The sequence below is a fragment of the Nocardia sp. CDC519 genome, from assembly GCF_059509835.1.
Map to the genome: position 1 here is coordinate 1,449,416 of NZ_CM183377.1, position 17,295 is coordinate 1,466,710.

At 68.8% G+C, this 17,295-nt stretch carries 18 protein-coding genes; 11 read left to right on the forward strand and 7 right to left on the reverse strand.

The annotated features are described in order from the left end of the window. Nucleotides 1-124: 124 nt before the first annotated feature. Both AC5W7N_RS06465 and AC5W7N_RS06470 read left to right on the forward strand, forming a co-directional pair. Nucleotides 125-430: an excalibur calcium-binding domain-containing protein gene (locus tag AC5W7N_RS06465; protein ID WP_195020211.1), complete on the forward strand. Its 306-nt coding sequence runs from the start codon at nucleotides 125-127 to the stop codon at nucleotides 428-430. 70 nt (nucleotides 431-500) lie between these two features. Continuing rightward, nucleotides 501-1,043 (forward strand): dihydrofolate reductase family protein, encoded by a 543-nt coding sequence (locus AC5W7N_RS06470; RefSeq protein ID WP_163817134.1) that lies wholly within the window; start codon nucleotides 501-503, stop codon nucleotides 1,041-1,043. A 51-nt stretch (nucleotides 1,044-1,094) separates the two neighbouring features. Here the strand turns inward: AC5W7N_RS06470 and AC5W7N_RS06475 are convergent, their stop codons facing one another. Both AC5W7N_RS06475 and AC5W7N_RS06480 read right to left on the reverse strand, forming a co-directional pair. Then, the gene (locus AC5W7N_RS06475; RefSeq protein WP_163817136.1) at nucleotides 1,095-1,766 is read right to left on the reverse strand and encodes a LuxR C-terminal-related transcriptional regulator; all 672 of its coding nucleotides are present in this window, start codon (nucleotides 1,764-1,766) and stop codon (nucleotides 1,095-1,097) included. Further along, the gene (locus tag AC5W7N_RS06480; protein WP_228815181.1) at nucleotides 1,763-3,133 is read right to left on the reverse strand and encodes a sensor histidine kinase; all 1,371 of its coding nucleotides are present in this window, start codon (nucleotides 3,131-3,133) and stop codon (nucleotides 1,763-1,765) included. Before AC5W7N_RS06480 ends, AC5W7N_RS06475 begins: the two co-directional genes overlap by 4 nt. 183 nt (nucleotides 3,134-3,316) lie before the next feature. Between AC5W7N_RS06480 and AC5W7N_RS06485 the strand changes: the two genes are divergently transcribed. The 3 genes from AC5W7N_RS06485 (at nucleotide 3,317) to AC5W7N_RS06495 (ending at nucleotide 5,688) form a co-directional block, all read left to right on the forward strand. Further along, entirely contained in the window at nucleotides 3,317-3,745 is a 429-nt protein-coding gene (locus tag AC5W7N_RS06485; RefSeq protein WP_306043358.1) for a DUF4190 domain-containing protein, read from the forward strand. 51 nt (nucleotides 3,746-3,796) lie between these two features. Beyond that, the gene (locus tag AC5W7N_RS06490) at nucleotides 3,797-4,480 is read left to right on the forward strand and encodes a TrmH family RNA methyltransferase (protein WP_163817140.1); all 684 of its coding nucleotides are present in this window, start codon (nucleotides 3,797-3,799) and stop codon (nucleotides 4,478-4,480) included. Nucleotides 4,481-4,602: 122 nt separating this feature from the next. Then, nucleotides 4,603-5,688: a glycoside hydrolase family 76 protein gene (locus tag AC5W7N_RS06495; protein ID WP_194992047.1), complete on the forward strand. Its 1,086-nt coding sequence runs from the start codon at nucleotides 4,603-4,605 to the stop codon at nucleotides 5,686-5,688. A gap of 155 nt (nucleotides 5,689-5,843) precedes the next feature. Here the strand turns inward: AC5W7N_RS06495 and AC5W7N_RS06500 are convergent, their stop codons facing one another. Together AC5W7N_RS06500 and AC5W7N_RS06505 are read right to left on the reverse strand one after the other, a co-directional pair. After that, a complete protein-coding gene (locus AC5W7N_RS06500; protein ID WP_163817142.1) occupies nucleotides 5,844-6,530 on the reverse strand; it encodes a DedA family protein in 687 nt (228 codons plus the stop codon). A gap of 5 nt (nucleotides 6,531-6,535) precedes the next feature. After that, nucleotides 6,536-7,198: a DedA family protein gene (locus tag AC5W7N_RS06505; RefSeq protein ID WP_228806908.1), complete on the reverse strand. Its 663-nt coding sequence runs from the start codon at nucleotides 7,196-7,198 to the stop codon at nucleotides 6,536-6,538. 383 nt (nucleotides 7,199-7,581) lie between these two features. On the opposite strand from AC5W7N_RS06505, the gene fbaA reads away from it, so the two are divergent. Further along, nucleotides 7,582-8,616 carry a class II fructose-bisphosphate aldolase gene (gene fbaA / locus AC5W7N_RS06510; protein ID WP_163817144.1) on the forward strand — a complete coding sequence of 345 codons (1,035 nt, stop codon included), beginning with the start codon at nucleotides 7,582-7,584 and terminating at the stop codon, nucleotides 8,614-8,616. Between the two features lie 28 nt (nucleotides 8,617-8,644). Next, entirely contained in the window at nucleotides 8,645-9,763 is a 1,119-nt protein-coding gene (locus AC5W7N_RS06515; RefSeq protein ID WP_163817146.1) for a BTAD domain-containing putative transcriptional regulator, read from the forward strand. A 5-nt stretch (nucleotides 9,764-9,768) separates the two neighbouring features. Here AC5W7N_RS06515 and AC5W7N_RS06520 read toward each other — a convergent pair whose 3' ends face one another. Beyond that, the gene (locus AC5W7N_RS06520; RefSeq protein WP_195006846.1) at nucleotides 9,769-10,101 is read right to left on the reverse strand and encodes an excalibur calcium-binding domain-containing protein; all 333 of its coding nucleotides are present in this window, start codon (nucleotides 10,099-10,101) and stop codon (nucleotides 9,769-9,771) included. A gap of 286 nt (nucleotides 10,102-10,387) precedes the next feature. Between AC5W7N_RS06520 and AC5W7N_RS06525 the strand changes: the two genes are divergently transcribed. Then, nucleotides 10,388-11,848 carry a glycoside hydrolase family 183 protein gene (locus tag AC5W7N_RS06525; RefSeq protein WP_194991869.1) on the forward strand — a complete coding sequence of 487 codons (1,461 nt, stop codon included), beginning with the start codon at nucleotides 10,388-10,390 and terminating at the stop codon, nucleotides 11,846-11,848. A 9-nt stretch (nucleotides 11,849-11,857) separates the two neighbouring features. Here AC5W7N_RS06525 and AC5W7N_RS06530 read toward each other — a convergent pair whose 3' ends face one another. Together AC5W7N_RS06530 and AC5W7N_RS06535 are read right to left on the reverse strand one after the other, a co-directional pair. After that, entirely contained in the window at nucleotides 11,858-12,916 is a 1,059-nt protein-coding gene (locus AC5W7N_RS06530; RefSeq protein WP_228815180.1) for a fused (3R)-hydroxyacyl-ACP dehydratase subunits HadA/HadB, read from the reverse strand. Nucleotides 12,917-13,014: 98 nt separating this feature from the next. Next, on the reverse strand, nucleotides 13,015-14,802 hold the full coding sequence (locus AC5W7N_RS06535) for an Rv0361 family membrane protein (protein WP_195020208.1): 1,788 nt from the start codon (nucleotides 14,800-14,802) through the stop codon (nucleotides 13,015-13,017). 205 nt (nucleotides 14,803-15,007) lie between these two features. Here AC5W7N_RS06535 and AC5W7N_RS06540 point away from each other — a divergent pair, with 205 nt between their 5' ends. From AC5W7N_RS06540 to AC5W7N_RS06550, 3 genes are all read left to right on the forward strand, one after another. Beyond that, nucleotides 15,008-15,565: a hypothetical protein gene (locus AC5W7N_RS06540; protein ID WP_195020207.1), complete on the forward strand. Its 558-nt coding sequence runs from the start codon at nucleotides 15,008-15,010 to the stop codon at nucleotides 15,563-15,565. Between the two features lie 87 nt (nucleotides 15,566-15,652). After that, nucleotides 15,653-16,096 carry a DUF3151 domain-containing protein gene (locus AC5W7N_RS06545; protein ID WP_163817156.1) on the forward strand — a complete coding sequence of 148 codons (444 nt, stop codon included), beginning with the start codon at nucleotides 15,653-15,655 and terminating at the stop codon, nucleotides 16,094-16,096. A gap of 76 nt (nucleotides 16,097-16,172) precedes the next feature. Continuing rightward, entirely contained in the window at nucleotides 16,173-17,276 is a 1,104-nt protein-coding gene (locus tag AC5W7N_RS06550) for an FUSC family protein (protein WP_163817185.1), read from the forward strand. The last annotated feature ends 19 nt before the right edge of the window (nucleotides 17,277-17,295 follow it).

The window sequence follows — 17,295 nt, forward strand, 5'->3', positions numbered from 1 at the left end:
CATTGCTACCGTGGGCTCACGGTCGTCTCCTGTCGGGGGGAGCCCTCCGTCCCGGGTCGCTCCGGAACCAAGAAATGGCTTGTGGCCAGGGGGTTCTTCTCCTGCCCGACATCAGGAAGTCCACATGAAACTCTCGATTCATCGTCCGGCACATGCTCTGGGTGCAGCTGCCGCAGGGGTGCTCGCTGCCTCCGCCTTGCTCGTTGCGGCACCCGCAGCATCCGCCGATCCGCTCACCGACCTGCTCTGCAACTCCGGCTCGGCCCAGTTCTGCCCGCCCGCCCGGCCTGCGCCCGGAGCACCCGCGCCTGGTGTCTACTACAAGAACTGCGACGCTGCCCGCGACGCCGGCGTGGCACCCCTGCACCGTGACGACCCCGGCTACGCACCGCACCTCGATCGCGACAACGACGGAATCGCCTGCGAATAGCCGTCGTCGGGAGGCAGGTCGGGCATAACTTGACAGAAGATGGCAGGGTTCGGTGCCAGGATCGGACACCATGACGACCCGCTACTACACCGCCACCAGCCTCGACGGCTACATCGCCGACCAGAACAACTCCCTGGATTGGCTGCTGGCCATCGCCGACGCCGACACTGCGACCAGCGACATCGACGAGTTCCTGCGCGGCGTCGGCGCCATGTGCATGGGCGCGACAACCTACGAATGGATGGCAGCCAACAACCCACCCGAATACTGGCCGGATAACTACGGTGACCGCCCGTGCTGGGTATTCACCCACCGCGATCTGCCCCCGATCCCCGGAGCGAACCTCCGATTCGTTTCGGGCGACGTCCGCCCTGTCCACGCCCAGATGACCACAGCCGCAGCCGACCGCGATATCTGGATAGTGGGTGGCGGCGAACTCGCCGGCCAGTTCGCCGACGCCGGCCTACTCGACGAGGTGATCGTCGGCATCACCCCGGTCACCCTCGGGTCCGGCGCCCCACTCCTGCCGCGCCGAATCCTCTCGGACCGAATGCGGTTGGTCGAGGTCGAGCAGATGGGGCAGTTCGCCAAGCTCGCCTACCGGTTGAGCTGAGTTCGCCGATTGTGGCTACGTACTGCGGGCACTCGACGGAGCGTGCCGTAGCTACCTCCGCAACCGCAGCACCGCCATCACCCTGCGGTGATGCGTGTCCGAGGGCGGCAGATCGAGCTTGGTGAAGATATTGCCGATGTGCTTCTCGACCGCCCGTTCGGTGACGGTCAGGGAGCGCGCGATGGCGGCGTTGGTGAGGCCCTGGGCCATCAGCTCGAGCACTTCGCGCTCGCGCGGGGTGAGCCGGTCGAGGGCCTGTTGCTGGCGGGAGGCGCCCATCAGTTGGCTCACCACCTCGGGGTCGAGTGCGGTGCCGCCGGTGGCGACGCGGTCGAGGGCTTCCATGAATTCGCGGACGTCGGCGACCCGGTCTTTGAGCAGGTAGCCGACGCCGTTCGCGCCGGCGGCGAGCAATTCGGTGGCGTAGCGGGTCTCCACCCATTGGGAGAACACGAGCACGCCGGTGAGCGGGAATTTGCGGCGTAGTTCGATGGCGGCGAGCAAACCCTCGTCGGTGTAGGTCGGTGGCATCCGGACGTCGACCACGGCGACGTCGGGTGCGTGTTCGGCCACCACCTCGGACAGGTTCGTCGCGTCGCCGACCATCGCCACCACCTGATGCCCGCGTTCGGCGAGCAGCCCGGCCAGTCCGTCGCGGAGGATGGCGCTGTCCTCGGCGATCACCACGCGCAGCGAATCCGGTTGGGCGGCCCCGGTACTCATCGCGGGCCCGCTGTCGGCAGGGTGATGGTGACGACGGTCGGCCCGCCGACGGGACTGTCGACGGTGAGGCCGCCGTCCACGCTCGCGGCCCGCGCCGCCAGCCCGGCCAGCCCACTGCCTGCCACCGGCTCGCCCGGAATCGGTTGCAGCACACCGCCGCTGCCGTTGTCCCGGACCGAAACCACCAGCGCATCATCACCCGAGGGCAGCACCGACACCCACGCATGGGACGCACCGGCGTGTTTCACCACATTGGTCAGCAGTTCGGCGACGGAGAAGTAGGCGATGGCCTCGATCGCCGGGTGCGGCCGCACCGGCAGATGCACCCGCAGCTCCACCGGCACCGAGCAGCGCGCCGCCAGCGTCTCCAGCGCCGGTTCGAGGCCCAATTCCAAAGCGGGCGGATGGATTCCGCGCACCAGTTCGCGCAGCTCGGCCAGCGCTTCCTTGGTGCCAGCGTGCGCGTCGGCGATCAGGTCGCTGGCGTCGGCGCCGTGGCTGAGCCGCTCCTCGGCTCGGCCGAGCGCCATCGCGATGGTGACCAGCCGTGCCTGGGTGCCGTCGTGCAGATCGCGTTCGAGCCTGCGCAGTGTGGCCGCGGAATCCTCGACCGCCACCCGCCTGCTTTCTTGCAGATCGGCCAGCCGTCGGTCCCGCGCGGTCGGCGCGAGCAGCCAGATCGCCAGCTGCCGATGCACCAGGCAGACCACCCGGAACAGCCACGGCAGCGCGAAGCAGCCGAGCACGCCGAGCGCCGCGAACCCGAGCACCCGAGGCCAGGTGTCGATGTAGAAGTCGCCGAACTGGGCCAGCGAATGCCGCTCCACGCCGTTCTCGTCGATATTGGTCGGGGTGAACAGGTACCACGGCAGCGGTGAGATCGCGGTGAACCCGATCATCGCGGTCGCGATCAGCAGGAAATACCCGCCGACCATCCCGACGATCGACTGCACCACCACGAATGCCAGCGCCCGCCAGCTCGGCATATCGGTGAACGCCGCCTTCAAGAATCCGAACAGCCCAGAGGCCGGGGCGAACGGCGGCGGCGGGTCCAGCGGTGTGCCGAGCAGGTCACGCACCAGCGCACGGTAGACGTGGCCCCAGAGCCTGCCGCCGAGAATCACCAGCGCGAGCACCGGGATCCCGATGATGGTCAGTGCCACGAAGACGCCGAGGCCGCCGGCCAGGTACACATAGCCCGTTCCGAGCATGCCGAGCAGCAACGCCAGGATCAGATAGGCGAGTTCTTTCCAGGTCCGTGCGGTGAACGGCGCACGCAGCACCGCGCGCAGCACACGCATCCCGGTCGGTTCCTCGGTGGCCGGTTTGTCGAGCACCAGCGTCTGAGTGACGGAAGAATCGGTCATGAGCTCCATGGTTGTCGAGGCGGATGGCCCGATCGAGGGCGCTGACCACCGGGTCGATGGTGTAGCTCGCACTACCATCCTCGCCCATCACCCGGTGCGCCTGCGCCCATTCGTCGCCGCCACCACCACTTCGGTGCTCGCTGCCAGGCGACGGGAAGCCGCGGCACCGATAACATCACCGGCATGACTTACCCGCCGCCGGACCTCGGCAAAGACCCGTATGGCTCGCAGCCGCATGCTTCTCAGCCCTACCCGTCACAGCCTTACTCGTCACAGCCCTACCCGTCACAGCCCTATGGCGCGCCGCAGCCCTACGGCTACGCACAGCCCTACGGTTACGGGCCGCAGCAGGATCATCCGCAGGCCACGACCATTCTCGTGCTCGGCATCCTCAGCCTGGTGATGTGCGGCATCCTGGGCCCGTTCGCGTGGTCGATGGGTAAGAAGGCGCTGGCCGAGATCGATGCTTCCGGGGGAATGATCGGGGGTCGGGGGAACGTCAAGGCGGGCTACATCTGCGGGATGATCTCGTCGATCCTGCTGATCATCTCGATCGTCTTCTTCATTCTGTACATCATCATCGTCGTCATCGCGATCGGCGTCTCGGCCTAGTTCGCCCTGCCGGGCTCGGGGGCTCCCACCTCGGGAATTAGCATCGACGGCGTGACCGATCTCGTGCCGGACGTGCCGGAACAGCTCCCCGGCCCCACCGAATGGGGCGAGCATCCGCATGGCGTCGGCCCGTGGGCGGAGGAGTTCGGCGGGCAGCCACCGCAGGATCCACGACTGGACCCGGTGCTGCTCGCCGAAGGCGATCGCCGCAATGTGGTGGACGCCTACCGGTATTGGACGCGCGAGGCGATCGTCGCCGACATCGATGCGCGCAGGCATCCCTTCCACGTCGCGATCGAGAACTTCGGGCACGACGCGAACATCGGCACCGTCGTCCGCACCGCCAACGCGTTCGCCGCCGCGGCGGTGCACATCGTCGGCAGGCGGCGCTGGAATCGGCGCGGCGCCATGGTCACCGACCGCTATCAGCACATCGAGCATCACACCGATATCGCGGCGCTGCTGGAATTCGCACGGCGCGAGGATCTCACCGTCGTCGCGGTCGATAATGTGCCCGGATCGGTTCCGCTGGAAACGGTTCGGCTGCCGCGACGGTGCCTGCTGCTGTTCGGGCAGGAGGGACCCGGGGTCACCGATCATGCCCGCGACGCCGCGACGCTGACGGTGTCGATCGCGCAGTTCGGATCCACCCGCAGCATCAATGCCGGCGTGGCCGCGGGCATCGCCATGCACGCGTGGATCCGGCAACATGCCGATCTGACCACAGCCTGGTAACAATTGGGCGGCGAAACCCGGTGCCGACCTGGCACCATTGAGCTATGACCACGCGGAGGGACGCACGGCGTCAGGGGGAATTCAGCGAGCCGACGCCCGCGTTGTGGTCCGAACGCGCCGATATGGCCGAATCGGCGATCATCTCCCGGCATCTACGCCCGCTGTGGGGATTGCCCGGTACCACCCTCGGCGTGGTCGGCTGGCCCGCCACCAAACGTGAGCGGCTGTTCCTGTCCTGGCATTACTGGTGGCAAGCGCATCTGATCGACTGCGCCGTCGATGCCGCCACCCGCGTGCCGACCCCCGCGCGCCGCAAGCGCATCAGCGCGCTCGCCCGCTCGCACCGGCTGCGCAACATCACCGGGTGGACCAACCGCTACTACGACGACATGGCGTGGCTGGCCATCGCTTTGGAACGCGCGCAGCGCACCCAGGACGCCGACGCGGCGGGCGCGCTGCTCGCATTGGAAAAGGAACTCTACGAATCCTGGGATCCCGACACCGGCGGCGGCATCCCGTGGCGGGTGGGCGCCGACTACTTCAACGCGCCCGCCAACGGCCCGGCCGCCATCGCCTTGCTGCGGCTCGGCCGCCACGAACGCGCCGCCGAGATGGCCGACTGGCTCGACGCCACCCTGCGCGACCCCGAAACCGGCCTGATCCTCGACGGCATCCACCTGCCCTCCGGCGAGATCGAGCGCCCGGTGTTCACCTACTGCCAGGGCGTCGTGCTCGGTGTGGAGACCGAACTCGCCGTGCACACCGGCGAGGCGAAACATCTCGCGCGAGTCCATCGCCTGCTCACCGCTGTCGAGGATCGGATGACCACGCGCGGCGTCGTCCAGGGCGGTGGCGGCGGTGACGGCGGCCTGTTCAACGGCATCCTGATCCGCTATCTCGCCCTGGTGGCCCTGATGCTGCCCGGCGACGACGCCGAACAGGAAGCCGACCGCCGGTGCGCGGCATCGATCGTGCTGTCCTCGGCGAAGGCCGCGTGGGCGAACCGGCTCGAAGTCGAAGGCGAACCGCTGTTCGGCCACGACTGGAGCAAACCGGCACAGTTGCCCGGCGGCAGTTCCGGCGCGGGCTACTTCACCTCGGGTGGTTCGGTGACGTCGTCGAAGGTGCCCGAACGCGATCTGTCGGTGCAGTTGTCGGGCTGGATGCTGATGGAAGCAGCGCACATGGTGAGCGCGGCGGGGTTGTGAACCCCACGAACTGGTGGCCGACAGCTCGACCACGACGACCCTCGACCTCGCGGGAAATCGGGTCGAGATCGGCCTCGACGCCCTGACCAGCACTCGAGCGTAGTGCTGTTCCGGTCCGTCGGGTACCTACGAGCGGACCGGGCACGCGCGGCCGCTCAGTGCTCCGGCATTCCCGCCGCATCCAGGTCGAAGTCCTCGACCGGCTGCGCCATCTCCTGGCGGTACTGGCGGATGCCGAGGATCGTGCCGATGATCAGGCCGACGACGAGCACGATCACCACGGCGGGCATCAGCCAGGGGACGCGCTGGATGAAGCCGCCGGCGTAGTAGCCGATGAGCAGCAGGACCGGGGCCCAGAGCACGGCGCCGATGGTGCTGGCGATGGTGTATTTGCGGTGATCCATGCCCGCCGCGCCGGCCACCATCGGGCAGAGGGTGCGCACCCAGGGGATCCAGCGGGCGACGAGCACCGCGACGAAGCCGTGCCGGTGCAGCATCTCGGAGACCCGGGCGAGGTTGCGGGTGTTGATGTAGCGGCCGTTCTTGCGGGCCACCAGATGGTGGCCCGTGCGGCTGCCGACGACGTAACCGACCTGATTGCCCGCGATGGCCGCGACCATGGTGCCCAGCGACAGGCCCCAGACCTGCGCCTCACCGGAGGCATGCGAGGCCATCACCACGCCCGCGGTGATCAGCATCGAATCGCCGGGCAGGAAAAGGCCGATGATGAAGGCGCACTCCAGGAAGACGAACGTCAGCACGATCGTCCAGACGAGTGCGGGGCCCGCCGAGATCAGCGGTTCGAAGCTGCCCAATGCGAGGGTGGAGGACGCCGGCGTCACTGCGATCAGCGCGTGGTCTCGTTCGTCGACGCCGTCAGCTCGACATCACGGGCGGGATCCACCTGCTCGGCCGAACCGCGGCCGAGCAGCTTCTTCGCGACGGCCATGATGCCGGGCAGGATCGACACGAACACGATGAGCAGGAAGATCGCCTCGACGTGGTCGCGGATGAACGCGACATTGCCGAGGAAGTAGCCGAGGACGGTCACGCCGCCGCCCCACAGGATCGCGCCGACGATGTCGAAGGCGACGAACTTGCGGTAGTTCATCGTGGACACGCCGGCCAGCACCGGCATGAAGGTACGCACGATCGGCACGAACCTGGCCAGGATGATGGTCTTCGGGCCGTGTTTTTCGAAGAACGCGTGCGTCTCGGTGACGTAGTGCTTCTTGAAGAAGCGGCTGTCTTCCTTCTGGAACAGCGCGGGCCCGATGGCCCGGCCTATCCAATAGCCGGACTGGTCACCGGCGAAGGCGATGAAGGTGACGGCGGGCACCAGCACCCAGATCGACACCGGCGGATCCGGTTGCGCGGCCAGCAGGCCACCGGTGAACAGCAGCGAGTCGCCTGGCAGCAGCGGGAACAGCAGACCGGTCTCGATGAAGACGATGACCAGGATGGCCGGGAGGACGGCGTGCCGCAGCCAGGACTCGGTGAGCAGATACATCGGATCGAGCAACTGAGTCAAGGCAAGGTTGCTTGTCACCGCGTCGGAGGCTGCGAGCGCAATCACCCGGCCCACAGTACCGGGTCATCCCCCGCCTGCCCCGGTCAAGGCGCGGAGGAGGCAGCGAAGCGTAACCACGGAGCGACTCCGGGGCAGGCGCGATCCGGCTCGAGCCTGCCCCGGTCAAGGCGCGGAGGAGGCAGCGAAGCGTAACCACGGAGCGACTCCGGGGCAGGCGCGATCCGGCTCGAGCCTGCCCCGGTCAAGGCGCCGAGGAGGCAGCGAAATGGCGCAATGATCCCCTGATATCGGCGGAAAGCCTGCTGGCTTAGGGTGGGGCTGACAAAATCGTCTTTTTGCCGCACAAAACGGAGGTCTTCACAGTGCCCATCGCGACTCCGGAGGTCTACGCCGAGATGCTCGGTCGGGCCAAAGCGAACTCCTTTGCCTTCCCCGCGATCAACTGCACGTCGTCGGAGACGATCAACGCGGCGATCAAGGGCTTCGCCGACGCCGGTAGCGACGGCATCATCCAGTTCTCCACCGGTGGCTCGGAGTTCGGTTCCGGCCAGGGTGTGAAGGACATGGTGACCGGTGCTGTCGCGCTGGCCGAGTTCGCGCACGTGGTGGCGGCCAAGTACGACGTCACCATCGCGCTGCACACCGACCACTGCCCCAAGGACAAGCTGGACGGATTCGTCCGGCCGCTGATCGCGATCTCGCAGGAGCGGGTGAACGCCGGGCGCAACCCGCTGTTCCAGTCGCACATGTGGGACGGTTCGGCCATCCCGATCGATGAGAACCTCGAGATCGCCAAGGACCTGTTGAAGGCCACCAAGGCCGCCAACATCATCCTCGAGGTGGAGATCGGCGTCGTCGGCGGTGAAGAAGACGGTGTCGAGGCCGCCATCGACGAGAAGCTCTACACCTCCCCTGCCGACTTCGAGAAGACCATCGAGGCGCTGGGAGCCGGCGAGAACGGCAAGTACCTGCTCGCGGCCACCTTCGGCAATGTGCACGGTGTGTACAAGCCGGGCAACGTGGTGCTGCGTCCCGAGGTGCTGGCCGAGGGTCAGCGGGTGGCCGCGGCCAAGCTCGGCCTCGGCGCCGACGCACAGCCGTTCGACTTCGTCTTCCACGGCGGTTCGGGCTCGCTGAAGTCCGAGATCGACGATTCGCTGCGCTACGGCGTGGTGAAGATGAACGTCGACACCGACACCCAGTACGCCTTCACCCGGCCGGTCGCGGGCCACATGTTCAGCAACTACGACGGTGTGCTCAAGATCGACGGCGAGGTCGGCAACAAGAAGACCTACGACCCGCGTAGCTACCTGAAGAAGGCCGAAGCGTCCATGGCGGCGCGTGTGGTCGAGGCGTGCAATGATCTGAAGTCCGCGGGACGGTCGATCAGCGCCTGACCCACAACCCTGGCGGGGGCGACAGCACATGAGTCTCGAGGTGCGCCTGCTCGGGCCCGTGCGGCTGCTCGTCGGCGGTGAGCCGGTGGCGGTCGGCGGGCCCAAGCCGCGGGCGTTGCTTGCGGCGTTGGCGGTGAATCGGCGTCGCGCGGTGTCGTCGATGGCGCTGGCCGACATGGTGTGGAACGAGGATCCGCCCGACTCCTACGCCGCGAGCCTGCAGGTATTCGTCTCGAATATCCGTAAGGCACTGCGTAATTCGGGTATCGACCCGGCCGCCGTGTTGCGCACCGAGTCCTCCGGTTATCGGCTGGAGATCGCCGAGGAGGCCTGCGATCTCGGCCGGTTCGAGGCCGCCCGCGATGCCGCCGCCAGGGCCGCCGAGGTGGGCGACCATGCCACGGCCGCCCACCTGTTCGGAACCGCGCTGCGCGAATGGGACGGCCGGGCACTGGCCGATCTGGCGGGCCTGCAATTCGCCGACGGTTTCGCCACCGCGATGGACGAGGAGCGGTTGCTCGCCGCCTCCGCCCGCATCGACGCCGAAATCGCCTGCGGGCGGGCGTCTTCGGTGGTCGGGGAGTTGGTGGCGATGACCACCGAACATCCACTGCGCGAACCGCTGTGGGGGCAGTTGATCACCGCGCTGTATCTGTCCGGTCGCCAGGCCGACGCCCTCGATGCCTGTCGCCGGGTGCGCACCGTGCTCGCCGACGAACTCGGCATCGATCCGGGCCCGGCGTTGATCGAGCTCGAGCAGCGGGTGCTGCGCCAGGAACCGTTGAACACCGTGGAGTTCAAGCGGGCCGAGCGGATGGCCGCGGCGATGACCGATACCGTCACCGAGGTGCCGAGCGCGGTGCGCAGCGGCCAGATCCTGATGCCGGACGGTCGCGCGGTCGTCGTCGCCCAGGCGGGGTTGCGCATCGGCCGGATGACCGATAACGACCTGGTGATCGACGATCCGAAGGCCAGCCGCTATCACGCGCAGATCATGCCGAGCCGGGCCGGGCTGCTGATCAAGGATCTGCATTCGGCCAATGGCGTCTTCGTCAACGAACTCCCGATCGACACCGGCGCACTGCTGGCCGACGGTGACGCGATCCGTATCGGGGGGACGGTGCTGGTCTTCCAGGCCGCGCGCTAGCGCCGTTACGGCTCGCCGGGTTCGCAGGCGACACCGTTGCGATCGGGGTCGAGCCGCAGTGAGTATCCGCGCTGGCCCTGCCGGATCGGTGCCTCACCGTCGCGGCGGGCTTCACCGCAGGTCAGGTAGAACGGCGATGCCTTCGGTGTGGTCGATCCGGTAGGTCGCTGATGTGGTTCGTCGAGTTGATTCGGTGAGGTCTGCCAGTCGGTGGTGCTGTGGCCGTCGGTGCGGTCCGGCGCGGCGATGGCCAAGGGCGCGAGCGCGATAGTCACGCCGGCCAGGCAAGCGGCCGCGGCACCGGGGAGCGCCCGGCGGGGGATGAGCGGAATCTTCATGAGGTAGATCCTGAGAACGCTGGCGGGCTGCGATGGGGGCGATTCCCCGCCGATTATCCGCGTGATCGCGCGCGAAAACCACCCGCTGGCCGAGCCCTCGTGGCTTCGGCTCGCCGGTCGGCGCAGATGCGCGCCGCGGGCTCGGAACCGGCCGTTCGCCTGCGGATCCTGCTGGTCGAACACATCGCACTGGTGCGCGTCGGCCTCGTTCGGCGACAGCAGATGATCTTCGGCCGGTAGGGTCACACGCTGGTGCGAACTTCAGCCATGGAACGAGGGGTCGACGATGGCGAGGCGGGTGATGGCCGCGCTCGGCGCGGTGGTCTTCGGCGCGGGTGTGCTGGTGTGCGCGGAGCCGGTGCCGGCGGGCGCGGGACCGCAGGACGGGGTGCCGGGCAGCGGGCCGTGCCGCAGTGATCCGGCGCCGACGCATGAACCGCTGATCCCGGAAACGCTCGAGGTGCCGATCCCCTATCCGGTGATCACGGTGCTGCCACCGCAGCCGCCGGAGCCGAAGCCGACCAGGGTGCAGATGGAGCTGCCCGCCGATCCGTGCATGAATCCCTGCCCGGACCTCACCGATGAGCCCGCACCGCCGCCGAGCCTGGCCGAGCAGCTCGGCATCCCGGAAATCTTGTTGAGCCCCAAGCCGTTCCACTTCGCGATTCCTGGTCCAGGCCCGGATCCCGGGCCGGTTCCGCCGCCCCCGCCGCCGGTGCGGCCACCGGTCGAAGCCGCGCCGCAATCCCCGGCCCCGGCCGCCCCGAAGGTGGGCGCCGTGCGCGAGGTGGCCAAGCAGACCGGGGCGAATTCGGTCAACCGCACCGATAAGCGCTGGCAGGTGCAGGGCACCGACCTGGGCATCATGTGGGAATCGGCGCCCGGCGAGATCGCCACCGCCTTCGGCGACACTGTCGGTCGCGGCTTCCATCCGCCGGGCGGCATGGGCGGCGATTGGCGCAGCAACGTGCTGGCCTTCAGCACCGATCGCAGGCTGGACGACGGCATGACCTACGACCGGATGGTCACCGACAGCCGCTGCCACGCCGCCGAGGTGCTCTCCAGCCGCAAACTCGACAACGTGGAGGTCACCACCATCCCCACCTCGGGTTTCGCGCTGGGTGAGCGGCAGTACATGAGCTACATGTCGATTCGGACCTGGAACAGCCTGCCCGGCACCTTCTTCACCAACTACGGCGGCATCGCCTACTCCGACGATCACGGCCAGACCTGGACCAAGGATCCGCACGCGCGCTGGGACAACATCTTCGGGCTCGCGAATTTCCAAGTGAGCGCGATGGTTCCGCACGGTGAGCACGTCTACGTGTTCGGCACGCCGAATACCCGGCTCGGTGCCGTCGGGCTGGCACGAGTGCCCAAGGATCAGATTCTCAACACCACCGCGTATCAGTACTGGCGCGACGGATCCTGGACGCCGGTGGGCGGTGCGGGCTCGGCCACCCCGATCGTCAACGGGCCGGCCGGTGAGCTGTCGGTGCGATACGACGCCGAGCGCGATGTCTGGCAGATGAGTTACCTCGATACCGCCAAGGCCGCCATCGTTGTGCGCGAAGCGAATTCGCCGCAGGGCGGGTGGTCGGATGGCACGCCGACGGTGACGGTGCGCGACTACCCGGAGCTGTACGGCGGATTCATCCACCCGTGGTCATCGGGGGACGACCTGTACTTCAACATCACCACGTGGAGCGATTACAACGTCTACCTGATGCACGCGAAGCTGGAGTGAGGCCGGGCCTCAGCCGAGCCTGACCTCGGCGATCGCGCGACCGAAAAGCTTGCGGCCCTGCGATGTCCCGGATAGCACGACGGTCGCGGTGCGCCGCTGCGGATCCAGCTTCTTGATCTTGCCGGAGAACTCGACGGCGCTGCGAGCGTCGGCCTGCACCGGCACATATCCCGCGAAGCGCACGCTCAGCGATTCGATCGCGGTCGGATCGCCCAGCCAGGAGGTCAGTTTGCCGCCGGCCAGGCCCATGGTGAGCAGGCCGTGCGCCACCGTCGTCGGCAGGCCCGCCAGTTTGGCGGCGTGTTCGCTGAAATGGATGGGGTTCGAGTCGCCGGACACGCCCGCGTAATTCGCCAGATCGCCGCGGGTCAGCCAGGAGGTACCGAGCTCGATCTGCGCACCCTCCGACAGCCGATCGAACTCGGGAACGGCATGCACCGGGGCCGGGGGCGGCGTCGTCGCGGTGTCGAGGGCATCGGCGTCCAATTCGATGAGCGCGTCCAGCTCGCCGATCGCGGTGGGCTCGGCATCGGCGCGGCCGTGCATCATGATGTTCGCGACCGCTTCGGTGATATCGGGGGCCACCTCCACCCCGCGCCTTGCCACGATCGTGGACGAACCCACCTGCGCGATCTCGTCGTCCTGGTTCTTCAACACGAAGTTCACGTGGATGAAGTCGTTGTCGTTGAACCGGCGGATCGATTCGATCTCGACCTCGCTGGTGATCCGGTCACCGGCGACCATCGGCCGATGCACCCGGAACACCTGGTCGGTCTGCAGGATCTGGGACAGGTCGTATTCGGTGAGCACCGAATCCAGCAGCGCCCTGGTCGCGGTCATGCCGATCACCGAGGCGAACGTGGGCGGGGCGATGATGCCCTCATAGCCCAGCTTGCGCGCATCGACCTCGTGCTGGTGCGCGCGGTGATCGTTCTGCACCGCGCGCGCGAACTCGCGGATCTTTTCCCGGCCGACCTCGTAGTGATCCCGGATCCGGAATCGCCGCCCCGCGAGCGTTGCCGTCCGCACCACCTCGTCCGGCCGCGCCATCGATTGTTCCCTGCCCATGATCCGGGCAATGCTACTGGCGATTCGGACCAGCGACCAGCTAGGAGGGGGTAACTGTGACCTTCGATACCGGATACGGCGACATCGCCGCCGGATCGTTACGGCGCGCTGTCCGGCGGGTCACAGACCTTCCATCCGTCCTCGGTGTGCTGGAGATCGAACGTCCGTGCCGAGCGCGCCGGATCCGCCTTGGTGTAGACGGTGGCCTGCGCGATGGCGGTGTTCTCGGTGATCCGGATGGCCTGGATGTTCTCGACCACCGGGATGCTGCCCTGCTCCACCGACTGCTGGTGCACCCCGGCGAACTGATCGTCGGGAATGCCCCGGTAGAACTCGTGCAGCGTGCCGCAGGTGGTGGAGCGCAGCGTCTCCAGATCACCGTCCTGCAACGCCCGGGTGTAGCTGCCGATGGTGTTGCGGATCTGTGCCTCGGGCGAATTGTCGTCGCCGCCCACCACGGCGACCAGCAGCACCGCGATGAGCCCGACCACCAGCACCACGGCTCCGGCCACGGCCAGCAGCCACCGGCTGGGGCGGCGACCGGCCTCGGCCGCCGGTTCAGGGGCGGCCGGCTCCACTCGTTGCGGCGCCGCCACCGCACGTGGCTGCGGCGGACGCGGGCCACCCGCCAGCGATTGCGCGGGCGTCGTCGGCTGCATATCCGCAGGGGAGGGCGCACTTCCCGGACGCTGTCTGCTGCCAGACGCCTGCTGCGCTGCGCCCGCCGCCGCTGCGCCCGCGGCCTGCGGCGTATCGCCCTGGTGCGGCGCGCCCTGTTGCGGGCCTCCGGTGCCACCTTGCGGTTGTGGTGTCTTCGGCCCCCTTGCACCGGGGCCGCCTTGCTGCGGCGTGCCCTGCGCGGAACCGCCTTGCTTCGGCCCACCGGGGGAGCTCTGCGGCCCGCGCTGTTGCGGTGCCTTCTGCAATGGCCCGGCCGACGGACCTTGCTGCGGACCGCCCTGCTCGGCACCACCTTGCCGTGGACGGCCCTGCGGCCCACGACTCTGCGGCCCGCCTCGTTCGGGCGCAGGCTGCTGCGGAGTCTCTCGCTCGGTCTCGCCCTTGTTGGTCGTTCCCGGCTGCGGCCGCTTGCCCTGCGGCGGCACGCCACCGTGCTCGGGTCCCGACGGCCCATGCGCCCCCGCCTGCTTCGGGCCCGCGGCCGGGCGCGGTGTGCTCGGCGGCTTACTCAGCGGCTGCCGCGCACCGCCACTCGCCACGCGATCGGTACCGCCCGCCCGCTGCACGGGAATGGCGACGGTCTGGGCGTCGGCCGGGTTCGGTACGGCTCGCATCTGGACGGTCGCGGCGTCCTCGGACGAGGTAGCGGCCGCCGGTGCCGTAGGTGATCCGGATTCGGTGGCGTCGCCTGCGGAGTCGTCATCGGCGCGGGGACCGCCGGAATCGGCTGTCGCGTCGGCACCGGCAGCATCGGCGCCGTGGCCTGCACCCGATGGGCCTGCCGGTGGCTTGCCCGCATCGGTGGCACGCCCACCAGGAGCGTTCGCCGCACCGGTGGCACCTGCGGCAGCAGCGCGAGGCCCACTCTTGGCGGAGGCGCCCGCCGCTGCCGTCGCGCTCGCCCCACTTCCGGCCGTGCCGCCACTTGCGGGATCGACCCGCCGCATGGCGACCGTTTTCGCATCGGCGCCGTCGTCCGGTGACACGTCGGCCGCATCGTCCTTCCGCGCTGTGCCGGATGTGGCGATCGCCTCGGTCTCGGCGTCGGCTTCGCTGTCGGTTGTAGTGGGTGGTTGTGGCGAGGGGGGATTCACGCCGGAGTCGGCGGGTGATGTGCCCGCCCCGGCCCCGGTGGCCGCACCCGCACTGCGCTGCCGCTCGCCGGATTTCGGGTCGGCCCGGCCATCCTCGCGCACTGCTGCCACCGGAGCGTTTTCGGATCCAGAAGATCCGGTCGCGGGGGAGCCGGCTGCGCCGGACCCGGTGGCGGACGCGCCGGAGGCGGGCGTGCCGGCGGATTCTCGGGCGCCGCGCTCGACGATCCGGTCACGGGAGATCTCGGCCGTCTCTGCGCCGGGGTCATCGGATGTGTCTGCCGGACCGGACGTTTCGGCGGCCGCAGGAGCCGACTTGCCCGAGTCCGAGCGTGTACCCGAGCCCGAGCCCGAGCCCGACCCCGGGCGCGAGGTCGAGCCCGAGTCTGAGTCTGAGGTCGTGTCCGAGTCCGGGCGCGAGGTCGAGCCCGAGTCTGAGGTCGTGTCCGAGTCCGGGCCGGAGCCCGGCGGCGTCGAGGCCGAGCCTGAGGTCGCGCCCGAATTCGCGCCTGAGTCCGAGGCCGAGTCCGAGCGTGTGCCCGAGTCCGAGCCCGAGGTCGGTTCGGGTTCGGAACCGGCGCCCGAGTCGGCCGCGCGGCTGTTCCCCGCAGTACCGGTGTCGACCTGCGCGAACGCCTTGGTGGGGGCGTCCGCGTCGGCGTCGGTGGTGTCGGTGGCGCGCGCAGTGTCCGTGGCGTCCGAAGCGGTCGGCGAGGTGGGTTCGGTCCCGTCGGCGGCAGAGGTGGGCGGTGCGGCCGGTTCGTCCGTTGTGCGGGCGTCGGCGGGTTTGCGCACCGGGTTCTTGTCGTCGTTCGGGTCGGACACCACTACCCCTCGCTCAGCGGAACATTGTGAACTTCGACGGCCAGCCTAATGGCCCGCGTCCCACCCAGGCCGCCATTGGCCCGCCGCGTTCGGCCCGCACATGCCCTCCGGGCACCGGCGGTGCACAATGAAGCCCATGACCTCGTTCGGTGATCTGCTCGGACCGCAACCGGTACTGCTGCCGGAAATCTCCGATGCCGAGGACGCGCTCCTCGCCAAGGCCGATCCGGTGCAGGTCGCGGCCGATCATCCGGCCGCCTCGATCGCGTGGGCGCATCTGGCCGAGGCCGCGCTCGCCCGCGCGGAGGCCGCCGGGCAGGGCGTCGACCACGATGTCGTCGCGGCCTACGCCTTCGCCCGCACCGGCTACCACCGTGGCCTCGATCTGTTGCGCCGCAACGGCTGGAAGGGTTTCGGCCCGGTGCCGTGGAGCCACGAGCCGAACCAGGGCTTCCTGCGCAGTGTCGGCGCGCTGGCCAGGGCCGCGCGGGCCATCGGCGAATCCGACGAATACGCCCGCTGCCTCGACCTGCTCGAGGATTGCGATCCGCGCGCCGCCGCGGAACTGGGCCTGGACTGATCGCCGGCACCACGACCGGACAGCTCCCGAGTTGATCGACCCGACCTCTCGCGTCGCCCTCGCCCGGGCCGGCGGCATGGACCGGCTGCGCAGTTCATGGACACGTCTTCGGCTATCCGCGCTGCCGATCCTGCAGTGCGCGCTCGGCGCCGCGCTTGCCTGGTTCGTCGCGCACTATCTCATCGGGCATACGCAACCGTTCTTCGCGCCGACGGCGGCGGTGGTGTCGATCGGCATCTCCTTCGGCGCCAGGCTGCGCCGTTCGGTAGAACTCGTCGTCGGCGTCGCGGTCGGCATCGGCATCGGTGATCTGTTCATTTCCCAGGCCGGGACAGGTGTCTGGCAGATCGCGCTGGTCGTCGGTGTGGCCATGAGCCTTGCGGTGTTTCTCGACGGCGGCACCATCATCGCGATGCAGGCGGCCGGTTCGGCCGTGCTCGTCGCCACGCTGATGCCGCCGACCGCGGGTGGCGGGTTCTCCCGGATGATCGATGCGCTCGTCGGCGGCCTGGTCGGGGTGGTCGTCGTGGCCGCGATCCCCTTGCATCCGGTGCGCCGGGCCAGGGAGCAGGCCGCGGAAATCCTCGGCGTGATGGGCAAGTCGCTCATCGACGGCGCGGCAGGCCTGCTCGAACAGGACGCCGACAAGGTGCACAACGCGCTGACCGCGGTGCGCGCCACCCAGGCGCAGCTGGACTCGCTGCGCAAAACCCTGGAAGGCGGCCGGGAGATCAGCCGTATCTCCCCGCTGTACTGGAATTCCCGTAAACGGCTCGAACGCATCCGTGCCACAGCCGACCCACTCGACAACGCCGTCCGCAACACTCGCGTGCTGCTGCGCCGCGGCCTCACCCTGGTGCGCGACGACGAAATCCTCGATCCGCGCCTGATCGACGAGGTGGAAAGCCTCGGTCACGCGGTCGACGTGGTGCGCAGGATGATGCTCGCCGACCCAGGTGAGCAACCCGATCAGGCCGAGGCCGCGCGGGTGTTGCGCTCGGTGGCCAAGGGCGCGCGCCCGGAGCTCGTTGCCGGGGCCGGCCTTTCGGCGCATGTGGTGTTCGCGCAGGTGCGTTCGACGGTGGTCGATCTCATGCAGGTCTGCGGTATGCAGCGCATCTCCGCGATCGCGCTGCTGCCGCCGACGGTGCCGAATCCGTATGTACGGCCGGAGGACTGAGGCCGGAACGTTTCCCGAG